A 15,874-nucleotide genomic window follows, 5' to 3' on the forward strand; every position below is an offset into this window, starting at 1 on the left:
AAAAAGAAATTTAAAAATTATTTAAAATAGTGTTTGACAACATTCGAAATTATGGATATAAAATCAATCACACAAGGTTTGAAACACAAAACTTTGTAGCTGTTTAAAAAGTTGATAAAGCTAAAAACTAAATACACCACGATAATAAAAATTTATATCGTGAGTTAGATACTGAAGAAATTGTAAAATTAATTCTGTATGCATCGTGTAATCTCAAGTAATAAAGCGTAAGTAAATATAATAAGAGCATTTGGTGGATGCCTTGGCATTAGAAGGCGATGAAGGACGTAATACGCTGCGATAAGCTTCGGGGAGCTGCGAATAAGCTTTGATCCGAAGATTTCCGAATGGGGGGAACCCACCTAATTTATTAGGTATTGTATAGTGAATACATAGCTATATGAGGCAAACCCAGCGAACTGAAATATCTAAGTAGCTGGAGGAAAGGACATCAACCGAGACTCCGTTAGTAGTGACGAGCGAATGCGGACCAGGCCAGTGGCTTCAAAAAAATAACTAAAACAACATGGAAAGGTTGACCGTAGAGGGTGATAGTCCCGTATAGGTAAAAAGTTTGAAGTCCTTGAGTAAGGCGGGACACGTGAAATCCTGTCTGAACATAGGGGGACCACCCTCTAAGCCTAAGTACTCTCTAGTGACCGATAGTGAACAAGTACCGTGAGGGAAAGGTGAAAAGTACCCCGACAAGGGGAGTGAAATAGTATCTGAAACCAAATGCTTACAAGCAGTCGGAGCAAGCATTTATGTCTTGTGACGGCGTACCTTTTGTATAATGGGTCAGCGACTTAGTTTATCTAGCAAGCTTAAGCCGTTAGGTGTAGGCGTAGCGAAAGCGAGTCTGAATAGGGCGACTATAGTTAGATGAATTAGACCCGAAACCGAGTGATCTAGCCATGGCCAGGTTGAAAGCGGAGTAAAATCCGCTGAAGGACCGAACCCACTACTGTTGAAAAAGTAGGGGATGAGCTGTGGTTAGGGGTGAAAGGCCAATCAAACTCGGATATAGCTGGTTCTCTGCGAAATCTATTTAGGTAGAGCGTTATAGCGGTTACCATCGGAGGTAGAGCACTGAATGAGCTAGGGGGTCCCACAGACTTACCAAACTCAATCAAACTCCGAATGCCGATGAGTATAGCATAGCAGACAGACTATGGGTGCTAAGGTCCATAGTCGAGAGGGAAAAAGCCCAGACCGCCATCTAAGGTCCCTAAATCATGACTAAGTGTTAAAGGATGTGAGAAGACCAAAACAACTAGGATGTTGGCTTAGAAGCAGCCATCATTTAAAGAAAGCGTAATAGCTCACTAGTCTAAATAAGTTTTCTTGTGCCAACAATGTAACGGGGCTCAAGTCATGTACCGAAGATGCGGATTCACACATTTGGTGTGAGTGGTAGCGGAGCGTTCCGTAAGCCTGTGAAGGTGAACCGTAAGGTTTGCTGGAGGTATCGGAAGTGAGAATGCTGACATAAGTAGCGATAAAGAATGCGAGAAACATTCTCGCCGAAAGTCCAAGGGTTCTTGCGTAAAGTTAATCTGCGCAAGGTTAGTCGGTCCCTAAGGTGAGGCTGAAAGGCGTAATCGATGGGAATCAGGTTAATATTCCTGAACCTGAAGGATGTGACGAAAGTAGTAAGTTGTACAGTCTTATTGGATTGATTGTGCAGCGAATATTTTCCAGGAAATAACACCTTCATTATAGACCGTACCCGAAACCGACACAGGTGGACAGGTAGAGTATACCAAGGCGCTTGAGAGAACGATGCTGAAGGAACTAGGCAAATTGCATCTGTAACTTCGGAAGAAAGATGACCCACATATGGGCAACCATTTGTGGGTGGCACAAGCTAGGGGGTAGCGACTGTTTATTAAAAACACAGGGCTCTGCAAAGTCAATAGACGAAGTATAGGGTCTGACGCCTGCCCAGTGCTGGAAGATTAAGAGGAGGGGTGCAAGCTCTGAATTGAAGTCCCAGTGAACGGCGGCCGTAACTATGACGGTCCTAAGGTAGCGAAATTCCTTGTCGGGTAAGTTCCGACCCGCACGAATGGCGTAACGATTTCCCCGCTGTCTCCAGTATCGACTCAGCGAAATTGAATTCTCCGTGAAGATGCGGAGTTCCCGCGGTCAGACGGAAAGACCCCGTGAACCTTTACTATAGCTTTGCACTGGTGTTAGGAATCAAATGTGCAGGATAGGTGGAAGACTATGAAGCAGAGGCGTCAGCCTTTGTGGAGTCACCCTTGAGATACCACCCTTTTGGTTCTTGATATCTAACCGAGACCCTTGAATCAGGGTCCGAGACAATGCATGGTGGGTAGTTTGACTGGGGCGGTCGCCTCCCAAAGAGTAACGGAGGCGTGCGATGGTTAGCTCAGGTTGGTCGGAAATCAACTTTTAGAGTGCAATGGCATAAGCTAGCCTGACTGCGAGTCTGACAAGACGAGCAGAGACGAAAGTCGGTCATAGTGATCCGGTGGTCCCGAGTGGAAGGGCCATCGCTCAACGAATAAAAGGTACTCCGGGGATAACAGGCTGATGATTTCCAAGCGTCCATAGCGACGAAATCGTTTGGCACCTCGATGTCGGCTCATCACATCCTGGGGCTGGAGAAGGTCCCAAGGGTTCGGCTGTTCGCCGATTAAAGTGGTACGTGAGCTGGGTTTAGAACGTCGTGAGACAGTTCGGTCCCTATCTGCCGTGGGTGTAGGAAGTTTGAGAGGATCTGCCTTTAGTACGAGAGGACCGAGGTGGACGTACCCCTGGTGGACCAGTTGTCGTGCCAACGGCACAGCTGGGTAGCTAAGTACGGAAGGGATAACCGCTGAATGCATCTAAGCAGGAAACCCACCTCAAAACTAGACTTCCCCATTAGAGCCGTGGAAGACCACCACGTTGATAGGTCAGGTGTGGAAGCACAGTAATGTGTGTAGCTAACTGATACTAATAGCTCGATTGATTTACTTTGCTGTGAGATTACACATGTATATAGTGTTTATTCTATAATATGTCAGTATCAACTCACAAAGTTATCAGGTTAAAATAGCTTTATCAACTAATAAAGTGTTGTTGCATGATTGTCATCCCGTGGCTTTATTTATATGTCATTCCTGCGAAAGCAGGAGTCTAGTAAAATATAATGTTGTCCTGTGGTTTGTCCGTAGGATTTTCGGATATAAATTGTGATATAAAAATTTCTTTAAGTCCTGCAACAACACTAACAGCAAACCAATACAAATCTACTATTTAAAAAGTTTGTATTGCTAGCTTGGTGGTTATAGCATGAGTGAAACACACGATCCCATCCCGAACTCGAACGTGAAACCTCATAGCGCTAATGGTACTATGTCATAAGGCATGGGAGAGTAAGTCGCTGCCAAGCTTGCAATGCAAATTTTTTAATTCCTCTTGTTAAATCTTCTGTTTATACTCAAAAAATTAAGTTCAATTACAAAAAATAGAGAATATAAATAATAAAATGAGCTATGAGCGACAAAAAGCATCGTTAAGGGCATTCAATCATTTTATTATATACTCCTAATAAATGAAGAGTTGGGGATACTTCGACTCAACTTGGAAAAGAGTAAGGAGTCTAAAGCCCTCGGAGCGAAGCGTATACTTAATACGTGGCTACCTGCGATCTTATAAGACGACGGAGCCAATTTTGAGGGGTTCTATCTGAGTATATACATAAGATATGATTTTTCTTTATATATTTTTTAGTATTATTTTTTTAACTAGCTGTCAAAATGGTAATCACAGAAACAGCGATCTTAAATATATTTATAACGAAATTCAAGAAAATCATCCTGGTATTTTTAATAAAGAAGACCCTACATTTAAGGAAAACCTTAAACATAATTATCTAAAAGCAAACAAAGCTTTTTATAAAACATCTCAAAACCCTAAGCAAATTACAGAAGCTTTTATCAGCACTTTTAATGATACTCATTTAAGCGTTAATTGGTATAATGAAATGCCAAAAACCTTATAATTTTAAACCATTTCAAATTAAGTATTTTCTTAAAAATATTGTTTGGATAGATTTACCTAACTTTGATTTAACTGAATCGCAACAACAAGAATTTAATTCACTTCTAGCTGTAATTAAAAACTTTAGAAAAAAGAATATAATAGTTTTTGATTTAAGAGGTAATCAGGGAGGAAATTCTGACTATGGTATAGCTTCAAGCAATAAGGTTGATACATCAAATTTAGTGAGTCTCAATTGTGCTCACGTATTTTTAAATATACGCTCCGCAATCTCGCTCGCAAATTTAATGTCTGAACCTCATTGCTTTTTGCTATAGCAAGCTTATTGATAAATTATTTGGGAAAAATTATGCTACACAACAAAGAAATCTAGCTTATAAAAATGTTTATGTAGATTGGCGGGTAAGCCTTAATAATTTAAACCATGTTAAAAATTTATATAAACAATATCCAAACCCTTATCTTAAAAATATTATTGAGGGTTTAGAGAAAAATTTACAAGAAAAGCAACCTTATTATAGAGAGTTACTATTTGATAAATCTTTACCCTTAAATATACTCGTTTAATTTGAAAAATTGGCTATGTCGTCTTTGTAACCCTCGGATGCTCACGTACTAAATGTACGCTCCGCTCCTCGTCTTACAGCCTCCATGCTCTTTTCCAAATTAAACTTCGTCTACAAACTCTTCATTTATTAGATGTATACTTCTTTACTAAATCCGGTTAAAGCAAAAATTATTGTAATTATTGATGAGAAAAATGTAAGTAGCACACTTGATTTTATCGATGAGTTAAAAATAATGACTCAAAATATAATTCTTATAGGAAAAACTACAAAAGCCGACCGGCTATATATGGAATTAAGAACGGTTGAGCTACCAAGTAAGCTAGGTATTTTTTCTTTTCCTATTAAGGTTTACAGAAATCGCAATCGAGGCGACAATATACCTTATATTCCTGACTTTGAAATCGATCCTAAAAATACGGCTAAATTAAAAGATTTTATTTTAAATAAAAATTATGATTAATAACTTAATTTTTGATATCCATTACTTATAGCATTTAGTTTTGCAGTACCAGTATATTTTAATGATATATGATAATTCTCTATTTGTTCTATTCTTATGCATTCATCAATATCATAAATATTATCTGTATGTAGCATTTGGTGATTAGCAAAAAGCTTATTTCTTGCTATTTTTATTGCCTCTGCTCTAGATTTTGCCACTGTTAGAGTCATAAAATGACTTTCGCCAAAGATGCCTTGTAAGTAATAGCCTAAATTAACAAAAAATAAATTATTAGATGTTGATTTTAGTTTGCCTTGATTAACTTCTATCTCAAATCCATCAACATTCTCTATCATAAACCAAGAATCTATATGTAAAGATTTAATATTACCAATCCATTTTTCTTTAATTTTATTTGCTATTTCAATGTCAGTTTGTCCTACAACAAATATTACATCATGAATTTCTATATTACACTTATCGATTTTTCCTCCTAAATAAAAGATAAATAATTTAGGTTTATTATTATTTTGGTTTTCAAAAAATTTCATAATATAATATTAGTATGGATAGATTTAAAAATAATATAATTAGTAAATATAAAGAGCAAGGAAAAGCTTGGCTTGAAAAATGGTATTGCTAAGTAACGACTGATAGTAATAAATTTTTATTAAAAAGTAGAAGAATAGAGTTATAGATCATATCAATAGCCTTACTGTATCGCTTAGTTTTACGATTGAATCTAGCAAGATAATTCCGTATTAGAGAGTTAAATGACTCTACTAAAGCAGTTTCTTTTTTAGTAAAATAATGCCGTTTTGCTATCTTATATGCTCCATAAACATCGTAATGATCGCTGCATGAAATATCTATCTCATAATTCTCCTCGAGCCTTAAAGCCATAGGTAAATATGAACTAATATCTCGTCCTTTACTCACTTCACCCGCAGCTCTTACATCTTCCTTCCATTTTAAAACCCTTTTTCTTTAACTTTAACACTTCCTTCTATACTTCTCTATACTTAGTTAGTAATGCCGTATTTTTTATCTAAAAAATACCCCACCTTTTTTTATTATTAATTATAATGGAATTTTCGTTACCGTTGCTATCATTAAAATCTATTTGTTCAAGAATGCAAGTACTATTCGGAATAATTTTTTTCCAAATAGTACTAATAGGTCCTTTGGTAGGAATATGAAATATACCTGAAGCAAATACTTTATAGCCGTAAGGATTATCGGGTAAAATAGTTATATTACCAGGCAACATAATTATTGTTTTTTCAAACCCTGAAGCAATACGAATTTAATTTATTTCTTTATTTTTCCAACTCTTCATTTATTAGCAATATACCTATTTACAAAAAGCAAGAACATTGAGAGATAAACTACTTGAGCGTACCGAATCTCAAATTTTACTTCATGGCGATTTACATCACGAAAATATATTGCAAAATGGAAAGCAGTGGGTGGTAATTGATCCCAAAGGAGTGATTGGATATCCTATAAACGAAGTATGGGCATTTATTATAGATATAGAGAAAGATACTGAATTTGTAGCCAATTATTTTGGGTTTAATTTACAAGAAGTTAGAAATTGGTATTTCGTCCAGCTTATTTTAGCTATTTGCTGGAATCTCGAAGATGGGATAGAAAATAGATTATTTTTGGAACTAGCTAAAAAAGCTTATGAACTAGTTATTGAATGATCTATTAAATATCCCGATAAATTTAACTAGTAAAGTTAATTTGCCTTTCTAAAAGGAAAATTCCTCCATATTTCATCATCAAAATTTTCTTCTTTATCCAATTTATTTAATATATCATTTAGTTGCTGTGTTTTGTCTATCTGCTCAGATATATTTTTTAAGTTCATATCATCAATTTTTAAAATTTTTATTTTTGCTTTGACCATGTTCATTAAAGTATTTTCCTTATTTTTGTTTGGTGTCTCTCAGTAAGAGCATAAATTACTTTAAGACATAATGTATTATTAACTAAAAAATAAAAATAATAATTATTTTTTCATTTAACTTTATTAACAATAGTTGAATTATATGTTAAAAAGATATCAGTAAAAATTACGGATGGTTTTTAAATTTATAATTGATATTATTTATTTCATATTTATTTTTAGTATAGGACACTTTATTGATTGCTTGATATGCTTAATTTAACTGAAACCAATGCTCTTGCTTATCAATATTACTTATCTACTCAAAAGAGATTAAAAACTATATATGATCATTTAATAAGCCTTGGAGTTCCCTTTTTTGGATATATAAAAATTTTTAAGGATGGTTCTTATTTACCGCTTATATCAAATATTACAACTGAGTTTATACAAGCCTATTTTTCTATAATAAAAAATCAAGGATTTTCGGCTACTACAGTAATTAATAAAACAATTAATACGAAATATAACTATGTATTTTTTCCAACTGAAGTAGAACATTACGATAAAAGAAAAGATCCAATTATGAATCTTATGTATGATTTCAATATTTGGAAAAATATGCTCGGTATATATAAGCTAATTAACTCAGAATTTATAGAATGTTATATGTTTAGTATGGAAGGTAGTGCTATTCAAGCTATGAATTTTTACTTAAATAATACTCAATTACTAGAATATGGTATAGATTATTTTGATGTTAAAGCAAAAGATCTTATAGATACTACTGATAAGACAAAACTAGCTTATTTTAAACAGAAACTTAATTTTAATATATTAGATCAAAAAGAATTAATTTTGCAGCAATCAAAACAATTTTCATTGAATGCTGAAGTAAAAACAGGAAAATATAACAAATTATCTTATAGAGAAACGGAGTGTATATATTATTTATCTTTAGGAAATAGTATGAAAGAAATAGGAAGTATTTTAAATTTATCTCCTAGAACTGTAGAACATCATTTAAATAGTATAAAGCAAAAAACAGGCTTATTATATAAATCACAACTAGTTAAAGAGTTTATTAAAAATGCTCCCTCAGCACTTTTTAAAGATATAAGAACCTAAATAAAATTCATAATAATATTGTAGAATTAAAGATTGTAAAATATAATATTTCTTCAAGTTTTTCAATTTTTTTATGAACCACTCACCTAAACCCATCCCTTTTTTATGATCGATTATAAAGCCATATAAATATTTCTATTTTGTTATGATGATTGCACCGATTGCAAGTGGTGTTTATCCTATTATATATAATTATGCCGTAAAGCTGGTATTAGATTTATTTACGCAAAACGAGAAAATTACGTTTGCTCAAAGTTATAAGCCAATAATGGTTTTTATAGCAGCACAAGCCATCCTTGATGGAGCTTGGCGAGCTCATAATTTTGCCCAGCTTAAAACGCTACCTTATGTTTTTCAGAATATAATGAATAAAATATGTAATCATTGTTTTAATTTACCGTATAGTTATTTTCAGGATAATCTTTCAGGTTCTATAGCTGGAAAAATACGTGGTATAGGTGATAATTACTATAGGCTGCATCAACCTATTGAGGGAAAATTAAGCATATCTCTATCTAGTACATTATTTTCCGGTATTACACTCGCCTATATCAATATCAAAATATTTGTTTTTATTGTCCTTTTCATAGCTGTTTATCTACCACTTGCATTACATTTTTTTACTAAGATTGCTAAAATGGAACAAGCAAGACAAAATGCTTGGTATGATCTATTTGGTATAGTATCTGATTGCATATCAAACATCTTTACTATTTTTTCATTTGCCACAACACAGCGAGAATTAAATAAAATTGATGATCGTTACAATAATGTGCATAATCCTTTAGCAATTAAATATTATAAATACGACCTAATTATTTCTATAATATTGTCTTTAGTATATTGGGTATATTTAATAGGAATATTTATATATGTAATTCACTTGCGAAATCTAGGCGAAATTAGCATCGGTGATATTGCTTTTATCATGTCTCTAACTTTTTTATTTGCTGAAAGTTCTTGGCAAGCTACTATGGCAGTTAAAGACTTTTTAGAGGTAATAGCTTCTTTTCGCTCTGCTTTTACAATTATGCAAATACCGCAAAATATGATAGATAAAGAAAATGCCGCTGAACTAAAAATATCTAAAGGGGAAATTATATTTAAAGATGTATCTTTTTCTTACAAAGATAATAGTAATGTATTTAAAAACCTTAATTTGCATATTAAAGCCGGCGAGAAAGTTGGTATCGTTGGGCATTCAGGCGGTGGTAAATCTACTTTAATTGCGTTGTTATTGAAAAATTTTAAAGTTTCAAGCGGAGACATTATAATCGATAATCAAAGTATTTATAATACCTCATCTGATAGTTTGCGATCACAAATATCGTTAATTCCGCAAGATATTATGCTTTTCCATCGCTCTATAGGTGAGAATATCGGATATGCCAAAGAAAATGCATTGCCTCATGAGATAGAAAATGCTGCAAAAGCTGCAAATATTCATGAATTTATTGAAAATTTACCAGAAAAATATAATACGATAGTCGGTGAAAGAGGCGTAAAGTTAAGCGGTGGGCAAAGGCAACGTATAGCGATTGCTAGGGCTATTCTTAAAAATGCTCCGATCTTAATTTTAGATGAAGCGACCTCAAGCCTTGATAGCCATACCGAGCAGGAAATACAGAAATCTATTAACGCAATGCTTGATATTGAGAACGTAACTATACTTGCTATAGCTCACCGACTATCCACCATCAAACACATGGATAGAATTATCGTTATGGATAAAGGTAATATCATTGAAAGCGGTACTTTTACTGAACTGCTTTCCAAGGAAAAAGGTAAATTTAAGGAGCTATGGGAGCATCAAATTAACGGGTTTGTTTAATTTACTATATGCCTTAATATTTAACCTTTTAAATAACAGATGACTACTTGTCTATTATATTTTTGCACAATCTAAGTGATTTAAAACAATATTATAATTTTTAAGTTGTGAATATAAAGCAATATTTAAATTATTTTTAATATATTCAAAATCAGAGTTTTTCTTAATATCAATATTGAATCTAATATAAAAAGTTAAGCCGTTATTATCTACTTTTGTTAAAAATACATTCGCTTCTTCATTAGGAATTATAAAATCTAATTTGCTCACTGATGTTTTAAGTTTATCCATCAAACTTTCAGGATTTAGTTTAGTTTCGCTACTCGGAAATGTTATTTCTACCTGATATTTTACTATATTATTGTCTAGGGTCCAATTTGTTACATTATTTAAAATAACTTCACTACTAGGAATAAGGATAGAATGATTAGTAGTAGTTTGTAAAATAATACATCTAATACCTATTGTTTTTACTTTTCCGATTACACCTTTTATTTCAATTATATCCCCTTCTTTAATCGGTTGCTCGATCATTATAATAATTCCACTAATAAAATTAGTAATTAATGTTTGCGTACCGAATCCTAAACCGAATGCTAATGCTCCGCCTAAAATGGCTAAGCTTCCCATAGGGATATTAGCTAGAGACATAGCAATAATTATGTATAAAATACGTATAGAATATGTAATTAGTTTACTTATAATACTTGTGCTAGTGTTGTTACCATTAAATCTATGACTTACAAAGTTATTAACAGATTTAGATAAGCGTTCTGAATATTTAATACCAAATAGTAAAAGTAGTATGAAAATACAGATATTACTTACTGTGATCTGGTTATTAGCAATAGGGAACAATTCATATTTCCATAAAGCAAGAAATTTTTGAGAAATTAATTCAATTCCCTCTTCAATATGATACATATTAATTCCTTTATAATAATTTGTTTTTTAAAAAATATAACAAGAAAAGTTAATATATAAGTAATATAATAAATTTAAAATGTATCAAAAATATAAATTCAATTTAGAAAATCAATTGATTGATAAGTTGCTTTTGAGTAACACATAATTTAATAAAGCTTGAAAGAAAAGTTGCATTTTAGCTTTTACAAAGATTATAATATTGGTTTTAAAAAGTAATATTATGGAATTTAAAATATGGACTTAATTCCTAAAAAGTGATACTATTTAGGAATGTATTCCTAAATAGTAAGGAAAAATGTATAATAGATGTTTAAAATTAAGCTTGGATAAAAAACAGACAGCTTTTTTATGGGGAGCAAGAAAAACAGGCAAATCTACTTATCTAAAAGAATTATATCCAAACTCTATATATTACGATTTATTAAAAACAGATTTACAGCTGAAATATTTAAAAAAGCCTTCAGATTTTCGAGAAGAAATTTTAGGACTTGAAAAAGATAAACTCACTTTACCTATTATAATAGATGAAATCCAAAAAGTACCTGTATTGCTTGATGAAATACATTGGCTTATAGAGAATACGGATTGTTATTTTATTTTATGTGGTTCAAGTACAAGAAAATTAAGAATTGCCGGTACAAATTTATTGGGAGGCAGAGCGATAAAATATAATTTTTATCCATTAGTATATCCAGAGATAAAAAAAGATTTTAATTTACTCAAGATATTCAATAATGGCTTAATTCCATCACATTTTATCAGTAATAACCCTCGTAAATTGTTAAAAGCATATGTAGAAGATTATTTAACAAATGAAATCAGAGTCGAAGGGTTAGTACGAAACATAGCAGCTTTCGGTAGATTTATGGATAGTATTGCTTTTTCTCATGGTGAGTTATTAAACTATTCTAATATAGCACGTGATTGTAGCATAGATGCAAAAACAGTTAAGGAATATTATCAAATACTTGTTGATACTTTAGTGGGATATTTGCTTTATCCATATAGCAAAAAAGTTAGCAGAGAAATTATATCATCTGTGCCAAAATTTTATTTTTTTGATGTTGGGGTTGCAAATAATATTACCCAGCATCAATTTAATAATACAAAAGGGCAAGAAGCAGGAAAAGCCTTAGAACATTATATATTTACCGAGTTAAAAGCTTATATAGGTTTAAATGATATTGATTATCGTATAAATTATTGGCGTACTAAAACAGGTCTAGAGGTTGATTTTATAATTAGCACAGTTCGTGGTAAAGTTTTACCGATTGAAGTAAAAATCTCAGAAAATGTACATAATAGTGAGCTTCGAGGTATTAAATCTTTTATGGAAGAGCATCAAGTTAATAAAGGTTACATAATATGCTTAGAAGAAAGGCTAAGAAAAATAACTTGGGGTACGCACGAAATAGATATAATACCTCTGCAACAATTTTTAGAAAAATTATGGAATAATGAAATTATTTTTTAAAGTTGTAGATCCGTCACCCTATTGTGGTATTGTTGCATGACTCATTTGTCTCCCAAATTCTGCGGGAATGGTATAGAAATCATGCCGCAATACTACTTTTAGCTAAGAATGAATTAAAATATAGGCTGTCCAGTTATCATTTTTTCATAGCAGTTATAAATTAATTTTGAAGTTTATACTTCCTAAATGCGATATAAATTTATTTGCTTTAGTTCCATTATAATTTATTCCTATCTCAATTGATTTTGTTTTAAGACTTAATTTTGCCCCATAACTAAAACTTAAAGGTAATTTCCTGATATATATAGGTAATATTCTATTATCTATAATATTTGTTTGAGCACTCGGTATTTTTGACTTAATATTTTTATGGGCAAAAGCATATATTTCAGGAGTAATAATTACTGATTTTAGTGTATTTGAATTTGCTAATTTTACCCCTAAGATACCTTCAATCGTCCGCTCTTTAACACTTGCTATTGATAAATTATCTTCTAAATATGATGCTTCTCTAATTTTGCTATATTTAAGTCCTAACATAGGCTTAATATGCGTAGTACTAAATAACTTATAGTTAGAGCCAAGCATTACTTGTATAGTACTAGTATAGGCTTTGTGAGTATTTTTTATTTGATTAAAGTTAATTATATCACTAATTCCATATATTCCAATTATACTTGTAAAGATGTTTTGGTTTGAAGGTGTATATAGTCCATACAATGAGTAGTAATTACTTCTAACTGTAGTTTTATATCTTGGAAAATTAAATTTTGTTTCTACTCTAGTAAAATTTGCTCCAAGTTGCAAAGAATCGTTTAAGTGTGCATCATGCCCTATTATTGTGCCTTTACTTGTACTATGATATCTACTTATTTCTTTTGTTTCTTTTTGAGTTGCTTTGCCTATAAATGGATTAATATAAAATCCATAAATTTGTTCTTCATCTCCTGCGGCTAATGCTGCAAAACTTCTTGTTAATGAATTTAATCTATTATCAATATTAGATATTAAAATATCGGTATTATTAACCACTCTACGTGGTGCAAATTCTGTGGTTGTAGAATCTTTCGTTGATGTTAAGCTATTGTTAGCATAATGTACTAAATTATTTTCAGAATTTTCAAAGTCTTTTTCAGTAGTACTATTTATTTTGCTTTCATCAGTTAGATTATGATTATCAGCTACTTCATTTTTAGCTAAATTATCTATATTTTCGTTTAAACTATTATTTGCATCAAAATTATGCTGGGTCAATTCAATTATTTCGTTATAATTTGACTCTAATTCTTGAGCATTTAAGGCTGTGGCGGAATTATTATCTGGTATATCTTGCTTAAGTAAATTATCTGCTTCATTTCGGGTATTGGAGCTTTCTTCTAATATTTTGAGAGGAAGGATAATATGATAAAGAGTGTAAAACTAAATCATCAAATATACTATCATCTATAAGATCAGTGTCGTCCCATAAAAAATCATTATCATCAAATACAAAATCATTGAGGTTATTACTTTCTATAGTTGGGTTTTCGGTGTGTGGAGATGCTTTAATTTGAATTGATATTAATATGACTAATAAAAAAATATGTTTCATCACTTGTTACCTATTTTTAATATTTCAAATAACAACTTATTAACAAAAATTAAATTACCATATTTTATGGTAATAGTCAACTAGAAATTAGAGTAGTTAATTAAAATCTTTCTTGAACGATTTTTTATTTAGGAAAAACGAAGAAGTGAATAATAAAGTAAGTCAGCTTTCAGGTGGAGAAAAAGCTAGATTAAGCCTAGCTAAAATTGCAGCTAGCTTACCAAAGCTTTTAGTACTTGATGAAATCACTAACAACCTTGATTTAGAGACAAAGGAGCATATAATACAAATCTTAAAATCATATCCAGGTGTGATGCTAGTTATTTCACACGATATAGATTTTTTGAAAGCAATCGAAATAAAGGATTTTTTTAGAATATAAAACATGATTATTATTAATGATTTAGCCATGAGTTATGGTGCAAAAATATTATTTACAGATGTGAATTTACACATCAAAGATAATAAAAGATATGGTTTGGTAGGTGCCAACGGAGCGGGTAAAACAACCTTTTTTAAGGTTTTAATGAGTGAAGAAGAACCGGCATTCGGCGAGGTTAATATACCTAAAAATTCTAAAGTAGGTTGTTTAAAACAAGATCAATTTCTTTTTGAAAATACCAAAATTATAGATACGGTAATAGCTGGCAATAAAGAATTATGGCAAGCCTTGCAAGAAAAAGAAGAAATATTGAATAGGCAAGAATGTAGTGATGAAGATGGCTATAAGCTTGGTGAACTTGAACAAATAATATTTGATAATGATGGGTATAGTGCTGAAGTTTTTGCAAGTAGTTTGCTTACAGGGCTTGGGATAAATGAAAAATATCATTATGAGCCTCTTTCTATATTATCGGGGGGTTATAAATTGCGGGTTTTACTTGCCCAAAGTCTATTTAATAATCCTGATATTTTATTATTAGATGAGCCAACAAACCATTTGGATATTGTTTCAATTTATTGGCTTGAGAATTATTTAAAAAATTCTTTTAAAGGAATATTAATTTTCATTTCCCACGATTTAGTTTTTTTAAATAACGTTGCAACGGATATTTTAGATATAGATTATGGAGAAATAAAATCATATACGGGTAATTATGATAATTTTACTCAAGAAAAAGCAATAATAGCCGAACAGAAATTAAGCGAGCGAAATTTTTTAGAGAAAAAAATAGAAAATATGCAAGCTTGGGTGGATAAATTTAGAGCAGGTACAAGAGCAAGGCAAAGTAGCTCGCGAGAAAAGCAGTTAGAAAAAATACAAGTGCCGGATTTGCAAAAAACTTCACGAATTAGTCCGTTATTTAGATTTTTGCAGCTAAGACCTTCAGGAAAGTTAGTATTAAAAATTGATCAGATAACTAAGAGTTTTGAGGATAAACAAATATTAAATAAAGTCGGTTTTAGCGTATCACGAGGCGAGAAAATTATCATTATCGGTGCAAATGGTATCGGCAAATCTACTTTATTAAAAATTTTGATGAATAAAATAGAAGCTGATCAGGGTAGTTATGAATGGGGATATGAAGCACAAATATCCTATTTTGCTCAAGATCATCATGAATTGCTTAATGAAAATATTAGCATTCTTGACTGGCTTAAAAATTATGCTGAAAAAGAAACAGAAAACACCGTAAGAAATATATTGGGGCAGGTATTATTTCGTAGCGATGAAGTAAATAAAAATATCCTAAATTTAAGCGGTGGAGAGGGGGCAAGATTATTACTTGCTAAAATGATACTAGAAAAAAGCAATATTTTAGTTCTTGACGAGCCAACAAACCATCTTGATTTAGAATCACGAGAAGCACTTAAAAAAGCCTTGGTCGATTTTGAGGGTACAGTAATATTAGTGACTCACGATCGTGATTTCGCAAGTTTAGCAACTAGAATCATCGCTCTTTCTCATAAAAGAAATATTATCGATTTTAAAGGTAAATATAAAGAATATGTTGAGAAACACGGCAATGATTATCTAAAAATCTGATAATAAAAAATATATAT

At 31.7% G+C, this 15,874-nt stretch carries 15 protein-coding genes, 2 rRNA genes and 1 pseudogene; 11 read left to right on the top strand and 7 right to left on the bottom strand.

What is annotated here, in order from left to right; genetic code table 11:
• Positions 1 to 229: 229 nt before the first annotated feature.
• The 5 genes from RBE_RS01910 (at position 230) to RBE_RS01930 (ending at position 5,043) form a co-directional block, all read left to right on the top strand.
• Positions 230 to 2,989: ribosomal RNA gene (locus RBE_RS01910) — 23S ribosomal RNA — on the top strand.
• Between the two features lie 299 nt (positions 2,990 to 3,288).
• A 5S ribosomal RNA gene (gene rrf / locus RBE_RS01915) occupies positions 3,289 to 3,403 on the top strand.
• Between the two features lie 315 nt (positions 3,404 to 3,718).
• Entirely contained in the window at positions 3,719 to 4,015 is a 297-nt protein-coding gene (locus tag RBE_RS01920) for a hypothetical protein (RefSeq protein ID WP_011477064.1), read from the top strand.
• A complete protein-coding gene (locus RBE_RS01925; protein WP_011477065.1) occupies positions 3,993 to 4,331 on the top strand; it encodes a S41 family peptidase in 339 nt (112 codons plus the stop codon). The genes RBE_RS01920 and RBE_RS01925 overlap by 23 nt, the downstream gene beginning before the upstream one ends.
• 382 nt (positions 4,332 to 4,713) lie before the next feature.
• Positions 4,714 to 5,043 (top strand): hypothetical protein, encoded by a 330-nt coding sequence (locus RBE_RS01930; RefSeq protein ID WP_011477066.1) that lies wholly within the window; start codon positions 4,714 to 4,716, stop codon positions 5,041 to 5,043.
• Here the strand turns inward: RBE_RS01930 and RBE_RS01935 are convergent.
• From RBE_RS01935 to RBE_RS01945, 3 genes are all read right to left on the bottom strand, one after another.
• Complete coding sequence (locus tag RBE_RS01935; protein WP_011477067.1) at positions 5,040 to 5,576, bottom strand: DUF1543 domain-containing protein; 537 nt, start codon at positions 5,574 to 5,576, stop codon at positions 5,040 to 5,042. The two genes, RBE_RS01930 and RBE_RS01935, sit on opposite strands and share 4 nt — an antisense overlap.
• 88 nt (positions 5,577 to 5,664) lie before the next feature.
• Positions 5,665 to 5,964, bottom strand: coding sequence for an IS1 family transposase (locus RBE_RS01940; RefSeq protein WP_011477068.1), 300 nt, complete (start codon positions 5,962 to 5,964; stop codon positions 5,665 to 5,667).
• Positions 5,965 to 6,073: 109 nt separating this feature from the next.
• Positions 6,074 to 6,295 carry a hypothetical protein gene (locus RBE_RS01945; RefSeq protein ID WP_012152075.1) on the bottom strand — a complete coding sequence of 74 codons (222 nt, stop codon included), beginning with the start codon at positions 6,293 to 6,295 and terminating at the stop codon, positions 6,074 to 6,076.
• 100 nt (positions 6,296 to 6,395) lie between these two features.
• Between RBE_RS01945 and RBE_RS01950 the strand changes: the two are divergent.
• A pseudogene (locus RBE_RS01950) lies at positions 6,396 to 6,734 on the top strand (aminoglycoside phosphotransferase family protein); the annotation flags it as partial.
• Positions 6,735 to 6,769: 35 nt separating this feature from the next.
• Here RBE_RS01950 and RBE_RS08835 read toward each other — a convergent pair.
• Positions 6,770 to 6,940, bottom strand: a complete 171-nt coding sequence (locus RBE_RS08835) for a hypothetical protein (protein ID WP_187145748.1) — start codon at positions 6,938 to 6,940, stop codon at positions 6,770 to 6,772.
• 249 nt (positions 6,941 to 7,189) lie between these two features.
• On the opposite strand from RBE_RS08835, the gene RBE_RS01955 reads away from it, so the two are divergent.
• Positions 7,190 to 8,047, top strand: a complete 858-nt coding sequence (locus RBE_RS01955; protein WP_011477070.1) for a helix-turn-helix transcriptional regulator — start codon at positions 7,190 to 7,192, stop codon at positions 8,045 to 8,047.
• Positions 8,048 to 8,192: 145 nt separating this feature from the next.
• A complete protein-coding gene (locus tag RBE_RS01960; protein WP_011477071.1) occupies positions 8,193 to 9,878 on the top strand; it encodes an ABC transporter ATP-binding protein in 1,686 nt (561 codons plus the stop codon).
• Positions 9,879 to 9,932: 54 nt separating this feature from the next.
• On the opposite strand, the gene RBE_RS01965 is transcribed toward RBE_RS01960, so the two are convergent.
• On the bottom strand, positions 9,933 to 10,802 hold the full coding sequence (locus tag RBE_RS01965) for a mechanosensitive ion channel family protein (RefSeq protein ID WP_011477072.1): 870 nt from the start codon (positions 10,800 to 10,802) through the stop codon (positions 9,933 to 9,935).
• 298 nt (positions 10,803 to 11,100) lie between these two features.
• On the opposite strand from RBE_RS01965, the gene RBE_RS01970 reads away from it, so the two are divergent.
• Positions 11,101 to 12,279 (top strand): ATP-binding protein, encoded by a 1,179-nt coding sequence (locus tag RBE_RS01970; RefSeq protein WP_011477073.1) that lies wholly within the window; start codon positions 11,101 to 11,103, stop codon positions 12,277 to 12,279.
• 153 nt (positions 12,280 to 12,432) lie between these two features.
• Here the strand turns inward: RBE_RS01970 and RBE_RS01975 are convergent, their stop codons facing one another.
• Both RBE_RS01975 and RBE_RS01980 read right to left on the bottom strand, forming a co-directional pair.
• Complete coding sequence (locus tag RBE_RS01975; RefSeq protein ID WP_011477074.1) at positions 12,433 to 13,533, bottom strand: autotransporter outer membrane beta-barrel domain-containing protein; 1,101 nt, start codon at positions 13,531 to 13,533, stop codon at positions 12,433 to 12,435.
• A gap of 97 nt (positions 13,534 to 13,630) precedes the next feature.
• Positions 13,631 to 13,870 (bottom strand): hypothetical protein, encoded by a 240-nt coding sequence (locus RBE_RS01980; RefSeq protein ID WP_041804622.1) that lies wholly within the window; start codon positions 13,868 to 13,870, stop codon positions 13,631 to 13,633.
• A gap of 145 nt (positions 13,871 to 14,015) precedes the next feature.
• Here RBE_RS01980 and RBE_RS01985 point away from each other — a divergent pair, with 145 nt between their 5' ends.
• On the top strand, positions 14,016 to 14,252 hold the full coding sequence (locus RBE_RS01985; RefSeq protein ID WP_143549758.1) for an ATP-binding cassette domain-containing protein: 237 nt from the start codon (positions 14,016 to 14,018) through the stop codon (positions 14,250 to 14,252).
• A 3-nt stretch (positions 14,253 to 14,255) separates the two neighbouring features.
• Entirely contained in the window at positions 14,256 to 15,857 is a 1,602-nt protein-coding gene (locus RBE_RS01990) for an ABC-F family ATP-binding cassette domain-containing protein (RefSeq protein ID WP_011477077.1), read from the top strand.
• Positions 15,858 to 15,874 lie beyond the last annotated feature (17 nt).

It is taken from the genome of Rickettsia bellii RML369-C (assembly GCF_000012385.1).
GTDB classification, from domain to species: domain Bacteria; phylum Pseudomonadota; class Alphaproteobacteria; order Rickettsiales; family Rickettsiaceae; genus Rickettsia; species Rickettsia bellii.